Here is a 16,520-nt window from a genome sequence, read left to right as displayed (position 1 = left end):
AGCGAAGCGATATCAATACTTATCATCGACTTTTGGTCGCTAACTATTTGCTATTTCGCGTAATTACGAGCACCGAAGATAGCCGTTCCAATACGAACCATTGTGCTGCCAGCCTCAACTGCTGCATCCATATCACCACTCATACCCATCGAAAGGGTATCTATGTTTGGATACTTTGCGGCTAGCTTGTCTTTAAGCTCCGCCAGTTGAGAAAATGCATTAAGCTGAGATTGATAGTCAGATACGTTTGCAGGAATCGACATCAATCCTCTTAAAGTGAGGTTAGGGAGCGACGAAATCAACTCCGCGAGTGCAAAAACTGTTTCTTCTGACGTTCCAGACTTGGATTCTTCACCACTGGTGTTTACCTGAATCAAAACTTGCAAAGGTGGAAGTTCGCTTGGTCGTTGGTCATTAAGTCTTTGTGCGATCTTGTCGCGTTCAACGGAATGTACCCATTGGAAGCTTTCTGCGATTGGGCGGGTTTTATTGGATTGAATTGGGCCAATAAAATGCCACTCTAAATTTAGGTTAGAATGTTGTTCTGAAAAGTGTTTTACTTTATCAACACCTTCTTGAACATAGTTTTCACCAAAGGCAACTTGGCCTCCGAGTGCGGCTTCTAGAATTGCATCAATAGGTTTAGTTTTGCTGACGGCTAAAAGTTGCACGGACTCTGGAGCTCGTCCGCACTTTTGCTCAGCACTACGTATCTGTGAGGTGATTTGTTCGATATTTTGTTGAATACTACTCATAGCTGACTTTACTTAAGGGAAAATAAATGGATATCACTGAGTTACTAGATTTTAGTGTAAAGCATAACGCGTCAGATCTACATCTTTCTGCGGGTGTATCTCCAATGGTACGTATAGATGGTGAAGTAAGGAAGCTTGGAATACCAGCTTTGAGTCATGCCGATGTGCATCGTTTGGTTTTTGAGATCATGAGTGATTCACAACGTGGTGAGTTCGAAGAAAAACTGGAAGTCGACTTCTCTTTTGAATTACCCAATGTTGGTCGTTTCCGTGTTAATGCTTTTAACCAATCTCGTGGCTGCTCTGCTGTGTTTCGTACCATTCCAGTAGAGATTCCCACCCTTGAACAGCTAGGGGCTCCAGAGATATTTGAAAGAATATCTAATTACGAAAAAGGTCTAGTATTGGTCACTGGACCCACTGGTTCAGGTAAGTCGACAACTTTGGCTGCGATGGTGGACTATGTTAACCGTAACCATAATAAGCATATATTGACGATTGAAGATCCGATCGAATTTGTTCATACCAACAACAAATGCCTAATCAACCAACGAGAAGTGCACCGCGACACTCACAGCTTCAAAGCGGCGTTGCGTAGTGCGTTACGTGAAGATCCAGACGTAATCCTTGTTGGTGAGCTTCGTGACCAAGAGACGATCAGCTTAGCGTTAACCGCTGCAGAAACAGGTCACTTAGTTTTTGGTACCTTGCATACTAGCTCTGCTGCAAAAACCATAGACCGTATTATCGATGTATTTCCGGGTAGCGACAAAGATATGGTGCGTTCAATGCTGTCTGAATCGTTACGTTCAGTGATTGCTCAGAAGCTGTTAAAGCGTGTAGGTGGTGGTCGTGTGGCTTGTCATGAAATCATGATGGCGACACCTGCGATTAGAAACTTGATCCGCGAAGACAAGGTCGCGCAGATGTATTCGATAATTCAAACGGGCGCGGCACATGGTATGCAGACCATGGAGCAAAATGCGAAGCAGTTGATGGCTCAAGGCCTGGTTGATTCAGAAGAGGTCGAGAAAAAGATCGAAATTGAAACCTCAATGTTTTAATCAAGGTGAACAAAATGGAATTGAATCAAATCCTTGAGGGGATGCTTTCTCAAAAGGCTTCGGATCTTTATATCACTGTCGATGCTCCAATCCTGTTTCGTGTGGATGGTGAACTTCGCCCTCAAGGAGATAAGCTGAATTCGGCTCAGGTCGCACAGTTGCTTGACGCGATGATGGATCAAGACCGACGTGATGAATATCAGCAAACGCGTGAGGCTAATTTTGCCATCGTGCGTGATTTTGGCCGTTTTCGTGTTAGCGCATTCTTTCAACGAGAGCTACCAGGAGCGGTAATTCGTCGTATCGAGACTAACATCCCAACCTTTGAGCAATTAAAGCTTCCTGATGTACTGCAAGACCTGTCAATTGCAAAGCGTGGACTTGTGCTGGTGGTTGGGGCGACGGGCTCCGGTAAGTCAACCTCGATGGCTGCGATGACAGGTTATCGCAATACTAATCGTTCCGGGCATATTTTGACGGTTGAAGACCCGATTGAATTCGTTCACGAACATAAAAAGTGTATCGTGACTCAACGTGAGGTTGGGCTCGACACCGAGAGTTATGAAGTTGCGCTTAAGAACTCTTTGCGCCAAGCACCTGATATGATTTTGATTGGCGAAATCCGTAGCCGTGAAACCATGGAATACGCGATGACCTTTGCTGAAACGGGCCACTTGTGTATGGCAACACTGCACGCGAATAATGCCAACCAAGCGTTAGAACGTATTCTTCACTTGGTGCCTAAAGAGCAGAAAGAGCAGTTCTTGTTTGATCTGTCGATGAACCTGCGTGGTGTGGTCGCTCAGCAATTAATCCGAGATAAGAATGGCAGCGGTCGTCATGGTGTATTTGAGATTCTACTCAACAGCCCGCGAGTGTCTGACTTGATTCGTCGTGGTGAGTTGCATGAACTAAAAGCGACTATGGCTAAATCGAAAGAGATTGGTATGCAGACCTTTGACCAAGCGTTGTATGACTTAGTGCTTGCAGGCAAGATCAGTGAAGAAGACGCATTCCACAGTGCTGATTCCGCCAATGACTTACGCTTAATGCTAAAAACCAGACGTGGTGATGATGACTACGGGACTGGTGCTTTGGCTGGTGTGAAGATTGATATGGGTTAGATTGATGCTGAATGCTGAACGCTAAAAAACCGCTGTGAAGGCGGTTTTCTGAGGCTAGATAATTTAGTGGTTGCCGTAACTATTGTTGTTACCAGAATATCCTCGTTCTTTCTCTAATTTGATTTTTGTCGGATATTGTTCACCGGTATAACCTGCTGAGCCTCCGCTCATAGAGCTGCATGCTGTGATTGCTAGAGAAGCGAAGATGACTAAAAAAATTTTCATATGAACTCCCACGTCCTTATTATGAATTGCACTGGCACTACGGCGTGAAATTCATGTGGGATCATAAATTAGCTCAAATGTTAATCGCTTAGTTTTTACTAAGAATATTGTGCTTCAAACCAACTTTCTAGAATAACAACTGCGGATTGGTTATCGACGTTACCTTTACTTAGTGCTTTATAGCCGCCCATTTCAAAAAGGTCGGCCCTAGCTTCTGTCGTAGAAAGTCTCTCATCATGTAATTCAACATCGACACCAAAGCGTCCTTTAAGACGGTTAGCGAATTTTTTCGCCCTTGGTGTAATCGCGGCTAGATCTTTACCATGAAGGTCGGTAGGAAGACCAACCACGATAATATTCGGCTGCCACTCTTTGATTTGCTTTTCGATGTCATCCCAGTTTGGGATGCCATCTTTCGCTTTAAAGGCTTTTAAAGGGCTGGCTGTGCCTGTGATCTCTTGTCCTATCGCACTGCCGATACTTTTTGTACCGTAGTCAAATGCCATAATTGTTCGTGACATGGGGTTTCCAAATTAATCTGTGTTTGAGAGTTTATATACTGAGTCTGAGTCTGAGTCTGAGTCTGAGTTAGGCGTGACCAGCGTCAGCAGAAAGCTGAGCGGCATTAATACCTAACATCTGCACTGCGACTTTCCAGCGGTCTGAAATTGGCGTATCGAAGATGACCTTTGGATCTGCTTCTACGGTTAACCATGAGTTTTCAGTCAGTTCGGTTTCCAGTTGCCCAGGTTCCCATCCGGCATAACCAAGAGCGACTAGATAATTCATCGGTTCATCTTCTGTACCTAATACCATCAAGATATCTTTTGAGGTTGTCACCGATATTTGATCCGTCATGCTGATACTGGATTGATAGCTGCCTTTAGGTTTGTGCAAAATAAACCCACGGTCTTCTGCGACCGGCCCACCATTCAATACAGGCTTATCAAGGCTTGCTTGATTGGGTTTCGGTTGTTCAGAGTCAACCTCAACCTGCTTAAGCATGCTGCCGACTGTGACATCGATAGGAGCGTTGATCATCAAACCCATCGCACCTTCGTCATTGTGCTCACAAAGATAGATCACCGAATTTTGAAAGTATGGGTCTTTCATTCCGGGCATAGCGACCAGAAAGTGGTTCGTTAAATTCATAGAGCCTCCTGCCAGTGTGTTCCCAGTAAAGGAAAAAGAGCGGCGTAAAGCCGCTCATTGTTCTTTGCCTAGATATTTTTGTGTTTCGAATAGCTAAGGCTTTCTTTAGTTTAGGCTATTTAGCGTTAACGCGACGCTCAATTGCATCCATTAATTTACCTGTAACTGAAATATCAAAAGCGGCTTCAATTTCACGGATACAAGTAGGGCTAGTCACGTTAATTTCAGTCAGCTTGTCACCGATAACATCAAGCCCTACAAAGATTAAACCTTTCTCTTTCAGTGCTGGAGCAACTGCTCTTGCGATAGCCCAGTCTGTTTCACTCAGCGGGCGAGCTTCACCTGTACCACCAGCAGCAAGATTACCTCGAGTTTCCCCTTTTGCAGGAATACGCGCTAGACAGTAAGGCATTGGTTCACCGTCAACCACAAGAATACGCTTGTCACCATTGCTGATGTCTGGAACAAAGGTTTGTGCCATAGCGTAGTTTTGACCGTGGTTAGTCAGTGTTTCAATGATCACTGATACGTTTGGATCGCCCTCTTTTACTCGGAAGATAGACGCGCCACCCATGCCATCAAGTGGCTTTAAGATCACGTCACCGTGCTCTTCTCGGAATGCTTTAATTTTTTCAGCTTTACGAGTCACGATAGTGGTTGGTGTCAGTTCAGGGAACCAAGCCGTGAATAGCTTCTCGTTACAGTCACGTAAGCTTTGTGGCTTGTTGACGATCAGTGCGCCGTTCTCTTCAGCACGCTCAAGAATGTAAGTTGCGTAGATGTATTCTGTATCAAACGGAGGATCTTTACGCATCAGTACTGCATCTAAATCAGAGAGAGCGATAGTCTGTTCTGATTTGAATTCGTACCAGCCGTTTGGATCTTCTTTTAGTTCAACAACCTTAGTGTCAGCAATGGCTACGCCTTGATCTAAATGTAGATCATCCATTTCCATGTAATGGATTTCGTAACCACGACGCTGAGCTTCAAGCATCATGGCAAAGCTAGAGTCTTTTTTGATGTTAATGGATGAAATTGGATCCATTACGATGCCAAGTTTGATCATTTTTTTCTCCTAGCCTAGATCGCCAAAACGGACTTGTAAGGCAGTAATTGCGGTTAGAGCTGCTGTCTCGGTACGAAGTACACGTGGGCCGAGTAGCGTCTCTTCAAATTTGTATTGTTCTGTCATACCGATTTCTTCAGCTGACAGTCCGCCTTCAGGACCGATCAATAGGCGCACCTTACTGATCGGCTCTGGAAGGGTATTGATTGAGTATTTTGCACGAGGATGCAGGTTTAGTTTTAACGCTTCGCTCGGTTCGCTGCACCACTCTTCAAGTTGCATGATTGGGCGAATAACTGGAACCGTATTACGGCCAGATTGTTCACATGCCGCGATAGCAATCTTTTGCCACTGCGCGAGCTTTTTCTCGAAGCGTTTAGTATCAAGCTTAACTCCACAGCGCTCTGAAATAAGGGGGGTAATGGTGTTCACACCAAGCTCAACCGATTTCTGAATCGTGAATTCCATTTTGTCGCCACGTGAAATCACTTGGCCTAAATGTAAGTCTAACGGAGATTCGCTGCTGCGCTCGATACGTTCAGTAACATTAACTGTGACGTTCTTTTTTGATACTTCAGCAATTGTCGCAGGGAATTCAGCGCCACTGCCATCAAATAGAAGAACATCTTGACCTTCTTTCATACGAAGGACTCGACCAACATGACCCGTGGCATCTTCGCCTAAAGCGAGTGAACCTAACTGATGAATGCGTTCTGGGTGATGGATACGAGGGATTCTCATGCTGGTAAACCTATAAATAGTGTCATTTGGGTATTTTGTCTCTGCCTAACATGGATGCTAAGTAAGGAAAAAACAAGTAGCGAACAAAAATAGGCGAGAGATCTTATCCTTATGATTTAGAGTTTGAAATTTATAAAGCCAATAAATACAATTCAACCGATTGAATATAAATATAATTAATAAAGGCTTTATCTATGTTTTGTATGAAAAGACGTTCTATTTTAACGTGTGCAGTCAGTAGCTTACTCTTGGCGGGTTGTGGTGGTGGATCGGATTCATCTTCCGATGTTCCTGCTAGTATCGTGTCACCTAATGTGAACGGAACGCCAAGTTTAGCGTCTGTTTCGACTTACCAAACTTCGAGTATGTCGAAGGATATTGAAGAATGTTCAAAAGCATTTTTAGTGAATAGCTCTTGTGATTTATCGGTAATAAAGCCTCTTGGGGTTAACCAAGTAAATGTGACAATTGAGCAGATTCAAGAAAGGTTAGTAGTGTCCCATCAGTGGATGGCCGACAGTTTTATCGAAGCATTAAAAGAAATTAATGACCAAGATTTACTGAATCTTTTTAAGCCATTGAACAGCATTGTGATCAGTTATGATATTCGCCCATCATTTTACACAACGTCTACAGCATCTATGTATATAGACCCTAAGTATGTATGGCGCAATAAAAGCGAGTGGGATTCTATTCATAAGCAAGAAGATTATCGAAATGGTTTTCAAACAGAGTTTAAATTCGATAAAGCTCAGCGCTATATTCATGAAGCAACAAATGACTATATCTCTTATTCAAATACCTATACCCCGTTAAGGAATGAATCGAGAGAAGCGAATCATATTGCTCCTGGTTTATTTAGGCTCCTTTCTCATGAACTTGCACACGCGAATGATTTCTTGCAAGAGCACGACCTGACTCAAATCCCTTCTTATGGGGATATCACTAACTATATTCATCCGTTAAAAAAATTAAATCACGAGCTTATTGAAAGGGATCCTTTAACTTCAAACCTGCTGAATAAAGCGGCTCAAATTGCCTTTCAAGGTGAATCAATGACAAACGAAATTAGACGACTTACAGGAGAGGTTGCCGGGGATGCATTTGAAGCCGATAAAGCAGCGGCATTCTACTCTTACTCAAGTCCTGCTGAAGATGTGGCTATGCTCTTTGAAGCTTACATGATGTACAAAAAGTACCGCGCTTTGTCTGATGTCGCTTTTCTTAGTATTCCACAAATAGAAGATTATTCATGTAACGACTGGAAAGTGCAGTGGGGCCAACGTTCTCGTTTATCTGATAATGATGTTCAAGATCGAGCCGTGTTTGTTGCTAGTGGTATATTGGGTAAATCAGAGTTGACGATTAGAGCTGAATTGGCTTCTCTTCCTGCCGCTCCTGAAATGTTAAGTGTTGGGCAAGGTTGGTGTGCAAGTCAGAAATTGATGGACGTAAACCCTGAGGCGCGCTCCGTTATTTCGGCGGCTTCAATGACAGGTTTTAGTGAGAATACTCGTTATCTAGAAGACTTAGAAAACTAAACTTAATAATAGAGCATTAAAAGTGATTATGGCCCTGTGTGACAAGGGCCTTTTTATCTTGCTGGCTATTATTTACAGCTTTCAAATACAAATTGGTTGTGATTCCCCTGGATGGCATGGATTCGCTCATCACGGGTACATTCCCACTTATCGACAGGGAATTGCTTGTTCCACGCCATCATCAGGTTAGTCTGCTGCTTAGATAGCTTGAAACCATACTCTTGGCTCATATAAAGATAAGTCCGTGCGATAGAACCTTTTGCTCTGTCTGGCGGCATAACTTTACGCTGCTTGAAGTTGACCTGCATTTCACACTGACCATAGCTCACGCCATTCATTCCATTCCACTGACTGAAATTGTAATTGGATCGATCACCATTAACCTCGCCAATTGCCGGAGTCAGGTTGTGAAGATCGGCTTCCATCGATTTAAATATTTTGTCATTGCGAGTGCAGTTCTTACGTCCGCCATCTTGCCAGCACTGACGCTGGTGGCCAAATTGCCAAGCTGGAACTACGTGTTCCCACTCAATGCGGGAAGCGCGCTTTTGCTGTTTTCTCACTTGATAACCACAGCCGTCGAGGTCGGGGATACCTTTCTTTTTGTCTTTCCAAGTAATGTCACAACCACAATAAAATGAAGTCGGATGATCGAGATAAATCTTCACTGCTTCTTTTTTAGCTTTAGAGAATGAGCTTGGTGGAGCGGCGAAAACGCTTTGGGTTACCAGTAGGCCAAATACTATTGATAGGCAAAATGGCACCGATAGGCCAAATACTTTTGGAGAGGTTTTTTGCATAGAAAAAGACTGATGAAAGTATGGTAAACAACAGTCTAGCACTCAAATGTTAGTTCACTCTATTACATTTATTCGCGTTACCTTGTGAGCTTAAGACTTAGCTCAATTGAAGGCCGGTAAAAGCTAAGGTTTGCTGGCATTGTTGGCAACGATACGTTGATTGGTTGCGGATGACTTTGTTGTGTCGTCTTATCGACAGGGGATAAGTGGTGCAATCACAGCGATACTCAAAAGTTTTGCCCTGCACTGAGGTGATTTCCAAGCTGTGGGTCGTTCTGGCCGGTACATTGAATACCTTTTCCATCACGTATTTCCACTCATTGCCGTGAGGCCTAACTCGTCCGAAGACCTGATGTGTGATCAGATGTGCGAGTTCATGAGGCACGACTTCGTTAATAAAGGCGTCTTCATTTTCGCTGAATAGCACTTGGTTGAGTTTTATCTCGTTTAACTGGAGGTAGGCTTTTCCCGCTGCCTTTCCTCTTAACTTGTAAGTGACGGTTGGGCATGGAAATTCACGAGAAAAGTGTTGATTAGCAATAGCTAGGCATTCGCCCAGTTTCTTATTTACTCGATGTTGTTGCGGGGTGTAAGACAAGCGTTGTTAACTCCAAAAAAAGCCTCAGCGTTTAAACTAAGGCCTCATCATAACATTGCTCATCGATCGTGAAACGATTTAAGCGTGATGTTTCTTTTTGATGACTTCGTGGTAAGCATGCCATGTTCCGTAACCAAGTAATGGCATCGTTACAATCATACCGACACCGTAGGTCGCGAAGCCGACTAAGATACCTGTACCAATGATACCAGCCCAAACGACCATCGCAGGGATGTTTGATTTAACAGCGTTGAAGCTAGTAAAAATGGCACTCATTACATCTACACGTCTTTCCATCATTAATGGAATCGAAAATGCTGAGATGCTAAATATCAGGCTAGCGATAACCAACCCAATCACTGAACCCGTAATCAGGAATGGTGCAAACTCGCTTAATGGTGCTCCTTGTACGGAAGGGTAGAGCGCATGCAATAACGCAGCAATCCGCATCCAAAAGATCATTGCAACCATTAACACAATCGCAAAGGCCCATTGGTGGGTGGAGTTGCGAGTAATTGCTTTCATTGAGTGGAACAAACTTGGGGAATGTCCTTTCTCTCTTTCCCAGCTTGCGTCATATAGGCCTAGAGCAAGAAAGGGTCCTATCAACATATAGACTATCAAGCTTGGCATGACGACTAGGTGTGTTCCTTGCCATTGGACTAGTTGCACGATGGCGATGGCCGCAGCCATGAAACACAATCCGTAAAACGCGCTGATTATTGGCATTTTCACTAAGTCATGCAGTGCAAGCGATAACCAGTGGAATGGGGCGGATATGCTTACTTGGTTACAAGGAATGGTGCGAGCGTAATCCTGATCGCTGACCTTGTGTTTCTTATCGTTTAGTTCGGATGGGTGCACGGTACGAGGCATAGATCCCCCTAGTTAAATAACGTCCTAGTTATAATTCCACAAGGCTCTGAAGTATCGCTTACGAGAGCGTTATGGTGTTGAGCTAAACTGCTCTTTGTCATCCCAGTTATTGTTCTTGCGTACATTTAACGAGCGTTATCAGACTGAATTAATTTGAGTTAAATGTGAGCTTGATCGCCTAGGAGTTACCTTAACTATTGTCAGTAGAGCTAGAAAACACAAATTATCAGCGGATTTTTATACTAAGTGGTTAACGGTAAAGAAGACTTGGACAGGGTGTTCTAGCAGGGGAAGGTTTGGTAAGTGCATAAAAATAAAGCCCTTACTAAGAAGTAAGGGCTTTAAAGAAACAAATCGCAGTGGCTAAATTATTTTAGGCCAGCGAAGTCCGCAAGGATTGCTGCTTTGTCCGTCGCTTCCCAAGGGAACTCTTCGCGACCGAAGTGACCGTATGCAGCCGTCTTTTTGTAGATAGGCTGAAGAAGGTTCAGCATTTCTTGAAGACCGTATGGACGTAGGTCGAAGTTTTGACGAACAGCTTCAATGATGATCTCGTGAGCTACTTTCTCAGTACCAAACGTTTCAACCATGATAGATGTTGGATCTGCAACACCGATAGCGTAAGACAGTTGAATCTCACAACGGTCAGCCATGCCAGCAGCAACGATGTTTTTCGCAACGTAACGCGCTGCGTAAGCTGCAGAACGGTCAACTTTTGATGGATCTTTACCAGAGAATGCACCGCCACCGTGACGAGCTGCGCCGCCGTAGGTATCAACGATGATCTTACGACCTGTTAGACCACAGTCACCCATTGGGCCACCGATTACGAAACGGCCGGTTGGGTTGATGAAGAAGTTAGTGTCTTTATTGATCCATTCAGCAGGAAGTACTGGCTTGATGATCTCTTCCATTACCGCTTCACGTAGGTCAGGTGTTGTTACTGAATCACAGTGTTGAGTTGAAAGAACAACTGCGTCGATACCAACAATCTTACCTTGGTCGTATTGGAACGTAACTTGAGATTTCGCATCTGGACGAAGGAAGTCAAGCTTGCCGCTCTTACGTACTTCAGCTTGCTTCTTAACAAGAAGGTGAGAGTAAGTAATTGGAGCTGGCATTAGGATTGGTGTTTCGTTAGTCGCGTAACCAAACATGATACCTTGGTCGCCTGCGCCTTGATCTTTAGGATCGGCTTTATCAACACCTTGGTTGATGTCTGGAGACTGCTTACCAATGGTGTTTAGTACAGCACAAGAGTCTGCGTCAAAGCCCATATCAGAATGAACGTAACCAATTTCACGAACTGTTTCACGAGTGATTTCTTCGATATCAACCCATGCAGACGTTGTTACTTCACCGCCAACCATAACCATGCCGGTTTTTACGTAAGTCTCACAAGCAACACGTGCTTTTGGATCTTGTTCCAAGATGGCATCAAGAACAGCATCAGAGATTTGGTCTGCAATTTTATCTGGATGGCCTTCTGAAACAGATTCAGAAGTGAATAGGTGCTTAGCCATGAGAGCTCCACTTTTAGTTTAGTTTTTAGTTGCAAATAGTTAAATGCAAATAATTTTAGGCGTCGCAAGCTAGGAAGCGCCGCCATTAAATACAGTATATTTTGTAGGTGTTTCTACATCTAGACGGCTATTCTAAATTCCAGCGGTCGAATTACAAGCTCTTTTTTATGATATGTCATAACTAATCGTTTGCGTATCGGTCGAGATAACACATTGCTAAGTGATGTAAATGTTCGAAAATTGCGAAAAGTGACCGTTAAAATGCCAGTAAAACGTTTGCAGTCGCTAAAGTCGTTTGAGAGAATACCCGCGCTAATAAAAATGAAAACTTTAGCATCAATCTATTTTTTAAATCGCTTATGTACTCAGGAGCAGACATGCCTTCTCGTAAAGATCTAGCCAATGCAATTCGCGCACTTAGCATGGATGGCGTTCAACAAGCAAATTCAGGCCACCCTGGCGCACCTATGGGTATGGCTGACATCGCTGAAGTTCTTTGGCGTGGTCACTTGAACCACAACCCAGCAAACCCAGAGTGGGCTGACCGCGACCGTTTTATTCTGTCTAACGGGCATGGTTCAATGTTGATTTACTCTCTGCTTCATCTTGCAGGTTACGAGCTTTCAATTGAAGACCTTAAGAACTTCCGTCAACTGCACTCTAAGACTCCTGGTCACCCAGAGTACGGTTACGCTCCTGGTATCGAAACAACGACTGGTCCTCTAGGTCAAGGCATCACTAACGCTGTTGGTATGGCGATGGCTGAGAAAGCATTGGCTGCACAGTTCAACAAAGAAGGCCACGACATCGTCGATCACTTCACTTATGCATTCATGGGTGATGGTTGTCTGATGGAAGGTATCTCTCACGAAGCATGTTCTTTAGCAGGTACGCTAGGTCTTGGTAAGCTGGTTGCTTTCTGGGATGACAACGGCATCTCTATCGATGGCGAAGTTGAAGGTTGGTTCTCTGACGATACACCTAAGCGTTTTGAAGCTTACGGCTGGCACGTAATCCCGGCCGTTGATGGTCACGACTCTGATGCTATCAACGCGGCTATCGAAGCAGCTAAAGCGGATCCTCGTCCAACGCTTATCTGTACTAAAACTATTATCGGTTTTGGTTCTCCAAACAAAGCGGGTACGCACGACTGTCACGGTGCTCCACTAGGCGCTGATGAAATCACAGCAACTAAAGCGGCACTTGGTTGGGAACACGGTCCTTTCGAAATTCCAGCTGATATCGCAGCTGAGTGGAATGCGAAAGAAGCGGGCGCAGCGAAAGAAGCGGCTTGGAATGCTAAGTTTGACGCATACGCAGCGGCTCACCCAGAGCTAGCAGCAGAATTTAAACGTCGTACTAACGGCGAGCTTCCAGCTGAATGGGAAGAGAAAGCAAACGCAATCATTGCTGACCTTCAAGCTAACCCAGCAAACATCGCATCACGTAAAGCATCTCAAAATGCACTAGAAGCGTTCGGCGCTATGCTACCTGAATTCATGGGCGGCTCTGCTGACCTTGCGCCTTCTAACCTGACTATGTGGTCTGGTTCTAAGTCTCTTGAAGCGAACGATTTCTCAGGTAACTACATCCACTACGGTGTACGTGAATTCGGTATGACGGCTATCATGAACGGTATCGCTCTGCACGGTGGTTTCGTACCATACGGCGCAACGTTCTTAATGTTCATGGAATACGCGCGTAACGCAATGCGTATGGCGGCTCTGATGAAAATTCAGAACATTCAAGTTTACACGCACGATTCTATCGGCCTAGGCGAAGATGGTCCTACTCACCAACCGGTTGAGCAGATCGCATCTCTACGTCTGACTCCAAACATGAGCACATGGCGCCCATGTGACCAAGTTGAGTCTGCTGTTGCTTGGAAACTGGCAATCGAGCGTAAAGATGGTCCTTCTGCACTTATCTTCTCTCGTCAAAACCTTGCACAACAAGATCGTGACGCTGAGCAAGTAGCAAACATCGCGAAGGGTGGCTACATCCTGAAAGATTGTGCTGGCAAGCCAGAGCTAATCATCATTGCAACTGGTTCTGAAGTTGAGCTAGCGGTTAGCGCTGCTGCTGAACTAACAGCTGAAGGTAAAGCGGTACGCGTAGTCTCTATGCCTGCAACTGACGCGTTTGATAAGCAAGACGCTGAATACCGTGAGTCTGTACTTCCATCTGACGTAACAGTACGTATTGCTGTAGAAGCTGGCATCGCTGACTTCTGGTACAAGTACGTTGGCTTCGGTGGCAAGATCATCGGTATGACAACGTTCGGCGAATCTGCACCAGCAGGCGAGCTATTCAAGATGTTCGGTTTCACTACTGAAAATGTAGTAAACACAGCGAAAGAGCTTCTTGCTTAATCATTGACTGATGGCCTTGTGCTAACAGTTAAATGAAGGAAAAAACCGAGCGCTGAGCTCGGTTTTTTTGTATCTGGGGTTTGTTATCACTTAGACTAAGGCTTACAAGCAACAGATCAATCTGTCATAAGTAAGCTGAGTTATTCAAGTAATGCCTTTTAGGTAGGATTCAGTTATCATCTGTTGCACGAAATTTTGGTTAGATGTACGGAACTATGCTAAAAGTCGCGATAAATGGATTTGGACGAATAGGGCGCAATGTATTGCGCGCTGTCTATGAAAGTGGCAAAAGCCAACAAATCAAAGTAGTAGCGGTCAATGAGCTTGCTCAGCCTGACGCTATGGCTCACCTATTGCAGTACGACACCAGTCACGGCCGCTTCGGCAAGAAAATCTCAAACGATCAAGAGCACATCTATGTTCATCATGGCATTGGTGCTGAAGATAAAGGAGAGTTTGATACCATTCGTATCTTACACTTGGCTGATATTGAACTGCTGCCTTGGCGTGACCTTGAAGTCGATATTGTTCTCGATTGTACAGGTGTTTACGGTTGCCGAGATGACGGCTTAGCACACATCGCTGCTGGAGCGAAAAAGGTGCTGTTCTCGCATCCTGGCGCTAATGACCTTGATAACACCATTATCTATGGTGTGAATCACGAGACTATCGAAGCCGATCATCGAATCGTTTCCAATGGTTCATGTACCACCAATTGTATTGTCCCTATCATCAAGGTGCTTGATGATGCCTTTGGTATTGAGTCCGGCACGATTACGACCATTCACTCTTCTATGAATGACCAGCAAGTGATCGATGCGTACCACAGCGACCTACGTCGAACTCGAGCAGCAAGCCAATCCATCATTCCTGTCGATACCAAATTGCATAAAGGTATTGAAAGAATCTTCCCGAAATTTTCTAACAAATTTGAAGCTATATCTGTGCGTGTGCCAACGGTAAACGTCACTGCGATGGATTTAAGTGTCACAATTAATGCAAATGTGAAAGTTAATGACGTAAATCAAACCATTGTTAATGCATCCCAGTGTACATTACACAATATAGTTGACTATACTGAAGCGCCGCTCGTTTCCATCGACTTTAATCACGATCCCCATAGCGCAATTGTTGATGGTTCACAAACTCGAGTGAGCAACGGCCACTTAGTAAAAATGCTTGTGTGGTGTGACAATGAATGGGGCTTTGCGAACCGGATGCTGGATACGGTTCTTGCAATGCAAGCTTCTGAAGGCAAGAAGTAAGACCTAGAAGCAAATGTGTGGATTATTTATTTTTTAGCTTGAAATAAATGCTAAGTGTCCACATATTATGAGTAGTTAAAGAATTACCAGTTGAATAATTTATAGGCTTAGCAGGGTTGCTGAGTTTCCAAAACTTTATTTTTATTTAAATTTGAGAGGACAAATCATGTCTGTGATCAAGATGACTGACCTGGAACTTGCAGGTAAACGCGTATTCATCCGTGCTGACCTAAACGTACCAGTAAAAGACGGTAAAGTAACTTCAGATGCACGTATCCTTGCATCTCTACCAACTATCAAACTTTGCCTAGAAGCTGGCGCAAAAGTTATGGTTACTTCTCACCTTGGTCGTCCTACTGAAGGCGAATACAACGAAGAGTTCTCTCTAGCTCCTGTAGTTAACTACCTAAACGACGCACTAGACTGCGACGTTAAACTAGCGAAAGATTACGTAAATGGTCTTGAGCTAAACGCTGGTGAACTAACTGTTCTTGAAAACGTTCGCTTTAACAAAGGCGAGAAGAAGAACGAAGAAGCACTTTCTAAGCAATACGCTGCACTATGTGACATCTTCGTGATGGACGCATTCGGTACAGCTCACCGTGCTCAAGCTTCTACACACGGCGTTGGTACTTACGCTCCTGTAGCATGTGCTGGTCCTCTTCTAGCTGCTGAGCTTGAAGCTCTTGGTAAAGCAATGGACAACCCAGCTCGCCCACTAGTGGCTATCGTTGGTGGTTCTAAAGTTTCTACTAAACTAACTGTTCTAGAATCTCTTTCTAAAATCGCTGACCAACTTGTTGTTGGTGGTGGTATCGCGAACACGTTCATCGCTGCTGAAGGCCACAACGTAGGTAAGTCTCTATACGAAGCTGACCTAGTTGAAACTGCTAAGAAGCTAATGAAAGAGTGTGCTATCCCAGTAGCGACTGACGTTGCATGTGCTAAAGCATTCGACGAAAACGCAGAAGCTGAAATCAAGCACGTTTCTGAAGTTCAAGACGACGACATGATCTTCGACCTTGGCCCAGATTCAACTGCAGCTCTAGCTGAAATCATCGGCAACGCAAAAACAATTCTTTGGAACGGCCCTGTAGGCGTATTCGAATTCAAAAATTTCGAAGCGGGTACTGCTGGCATTTCTAAGGCAATCGCTGACTCTGAAGGTTTCTCAGTAGCAGGCGGTGGTGACACACTAGCAGCTATCGACAAGTTCGGTATCAAAGCAGATGTTTCTTACATCTCTACTGGCGGCGGCGCTTTCCTTGAGTTTGTTGAAGGTAAAGTACTTCCTGCAGTAGCAATGCTTGAAGAGCGTGCTAAAGCGTAATTGATTTAGAAAGGCGAGATGTGAATCTCGCCTTTTAACGTTTGCTGCATATCACACTTTTTTGCTAGAATGGCATAAGTTGTGAGCA

The 16,520-nt window shown here is 44.3% G+C and carries 16 protein-coding genes; 6 read left to right on the top strand and 10 right to left on the bottom strand.

Translation table 11 applies throughout. The features are described 5' to 3' along the window. Positions 1-50: 50 nt before the first annotated feature. Positions 51-755, bottom strand: a complete 705-nt coding sequence (locus tag AC3CH4_RS13160) for a YggS family pyridoxal phosphate-dependent enzyme (RefSeq protein ID WP_076647417.1) — start codon at positions 753-755, stop codon at positions 51-53. Between the two features lie 26 nt (positions 756-781). On the opposite strand from AC3CH4_RS13160, the gene AC3CH4_RS13155 reads away from it, so the two are divergent. Together AC3CH4_RS13155 and AC3CH4_RS13150 are read left to right on the top strand one after the other, a co-directional pair. Next, a complete protein-coding gene (locus tag AC3CH4_RS13155; protein WP_004735478.1) occupies positions 782-1,819 on the top strand; it encodes a type IV pilus twitching motility protein PilT in 1,038 nt (345 codons plus the stop codon). Positions 1,820-1,833: 14 nt separating this feature from the next. Continuing rightward, complete coding sequence (locus tag AC3CH4_RS13150; protein ID WP_065205686.1) at positions 1,834-2,943, top strand: PilT/PilU family type 4a pilus ATPase; 1,110 nt, start codon at positions 1,834-1,836, stop codon at positions 2,941-2,943. Between the two features lie 63 nt (positions 2,944-3,006). On the opposite strand, the gene AC3CH4_RS13145 is transcribed toward AC3CH4_RS13150, so the two are convergent. The 5 genes from AC3CH4_RS13145 to rsmE all read right to left on the bottom strand — a co-directional run bounded on the left by AC3CH4_RS13145 (position 3,007) and on the right by rsmE (position 6,127). Beyond that, positions 3,007-3,168 carry a hypothetical protein gene (locus AC3CH4_RS13145; protein ID WP_017090793.1) on the bottom strand — a complete coding sequence of 54 codons (162 nt, stop codon included), beginning with the start codon at positions 3,166-3,168 and terminating at the stop codon, positions 3,007-3,009. Between the two features lie 98 nt (positions 3,169-3,266). Then, entirely contained in the window at positions 3,267-3,689 is a 423-nt protein-coding gene (gene ruvX, locus AC3CH4_RS13140; RefSeq protein WP_146454210.1) for a Holliday junction resolvase RuvX, read from the bottom strand. Positions 3,690-3,756: 67 nt separating this feature from the next. After that, positions 3,757-4,320: a YqgE/AlgH family protein gene (locus AC3CH4_RS13135; RefSeq protein WP_146454208.1), complete on the bottom strand. Its 564-nt coding sequence runs from the start codon at positions 4,318-4,320 to the stop codon at positions 3,757-3,759. A gap of 115 nt (positions 4,321-4,435) precedes the next feature. Continuing rightward, positions 4,436-5,386, bottom strand: coding sequence for a glutathione synthase (gene gshB / locus AC3CH4_RS13130; protein WP_004735482.1), 951 nt, complete (start codon positions 5,384-5,386; stop codon positions 4,436-4,438). A 9-nt stretch (positions 5,387-5,395) separates the two neighbouring features. Beyond that, positions 5,396-6,127: a 16S rRNA (uracil(1498)-N(3))-methyltransferase gene (gene rsmE / locus AC3CH4_RS13125; protein ID WP_146454206.1), complete on the bottom strand. Its 732-nt coding sequence runs from the start codon at positions 6,125-6,127 to the stop codon at positions 5,396-5,398. A 194-nt stretch (positions 6,128-6,321) separates the two neighbouring features. Here rsmE and AC3CH4_RS13120 point away from each other — a divergent pair, with 194 nt between their 5' ends. After that, positions 6,322-7,668: a hypothetical protein gene (locus AC3CH4_RS13120; RefSeq protein ID WP_171313540.1), complete on the top strand. Its 1,347-nt coding sequence runs from the start codon at positions 6,322-6,324 to the stop codon at positions 7,666-7,668. A 68-nt stretch (positions 7,669-7,736) separates the two neighbouring features. Here AC3CH4_RS13120 and AC3CH4_RS13115 read toward each other — a convergent pair whose 3' ends face one another. From AC3CH4_RS13115 to metK, 4 genes are all read right to left on the bottom strand, one after another. Next, positions 7,737-8,468: an endonuclease gene (locus tag AC3CH4_RS13115; RefSeq protein WP_146454203.1), complete on the bottom strand. Its 732-nt coding sequence runs from the start codon at positions 8,466-8,468 to the stop codon at positions 7,737-7,739. Positions 8,469-8,565: 97 nt separating this feature from the next. Then, the gene (locus AC3CH4_RS13110) at positions 8,566-9,066 is read right to left on the bottom strand and encodes a SprT family zinc-dependent metalloprotease (RefSeq protein ID WP_012604825.1); all 501 of its coding nucleotides are present in this window, start codon (positions 9,064-9,066) and stop codon (positions 8,566-8,568) included. 78 nt (positions 9,067-9,144) lie between these two features. Next, the gene (locus AC3CH4_RS13105; protein WP_054547453.1) at positions 9,145-9,942 is read right to left on the bottom strand and encodes a DUF2189 domain-containing protein; all 798 of its coding nucleotides are present in this window, start codon (positions 9,940-9,942) and stop codon (positions 9,145-9,147) included. Positions 9,943-10,310: 368 nt separating this feature from the next. Then, positions 10,311-11,465, bottom strand: coding sequence for a methionine adenosyltransferase (gene metK / locus AC3CH4_RS13100; RefSeq protein WP_004735487.1), 1,155 nt, complete (start codon positions 11,463-11,465; stop codon positions 10,311-10,313). A 377-nt stretch (positions 11,466-11,842) separates the two neighbouring features. Between metK and tkt the strand changes: the two genes are divergently transcribed. The 3 genes from tkt to AC3CH4_RS13085 all read left to right on the top strand — a co-directional run bounded on the left by tkt (position 11,843) and on the right by AC3CH4_RS13085 (position 16,432). Next, entirely contained in the window at positions 11,843-13,837 is a 1,995-nt protein-coding gene (gene tkt / locus AC3CH4_RS13095) for a transketolase (RefSeq protein ID WP_488543042.1), read from the top strand. 215 nt (positions 13,838-14,052) lie between these two features. Continuing rightward, complete coding sequence (gene epd / locus AC3CH4_RS13090; protein WP_032545991.1) at positions 14,053-15,102, top strand: erythrose-4-phosphate dehydrogenase; 1,050 nt, start codon at positions 14,053-14,055, stop codon at positions 15,100-15,102. A gap of 166 nt (positions 15,103-15,268) precedes the next feature. Further along, entirely contained in the window at positions 15,269-16,432 is a 1,164-nt protein-coding gene (locus AC3CH4_RS13085; RefSeq protein ID WP_004735491.1) for a phosphoglycerate kinase, read from the top strand. Positions 16,433-16,520 lie beyond the last annotated feature (88 nt).

It is taken from the genome of Vibrio sp. QJM3NY_26 (assembly GCF_057786005.1).
The sequence above is the reverse complement of the archived record's forward strand: the minus strand, read 5'-3'. Positions and strand labels throughout refer to the sequence as shown.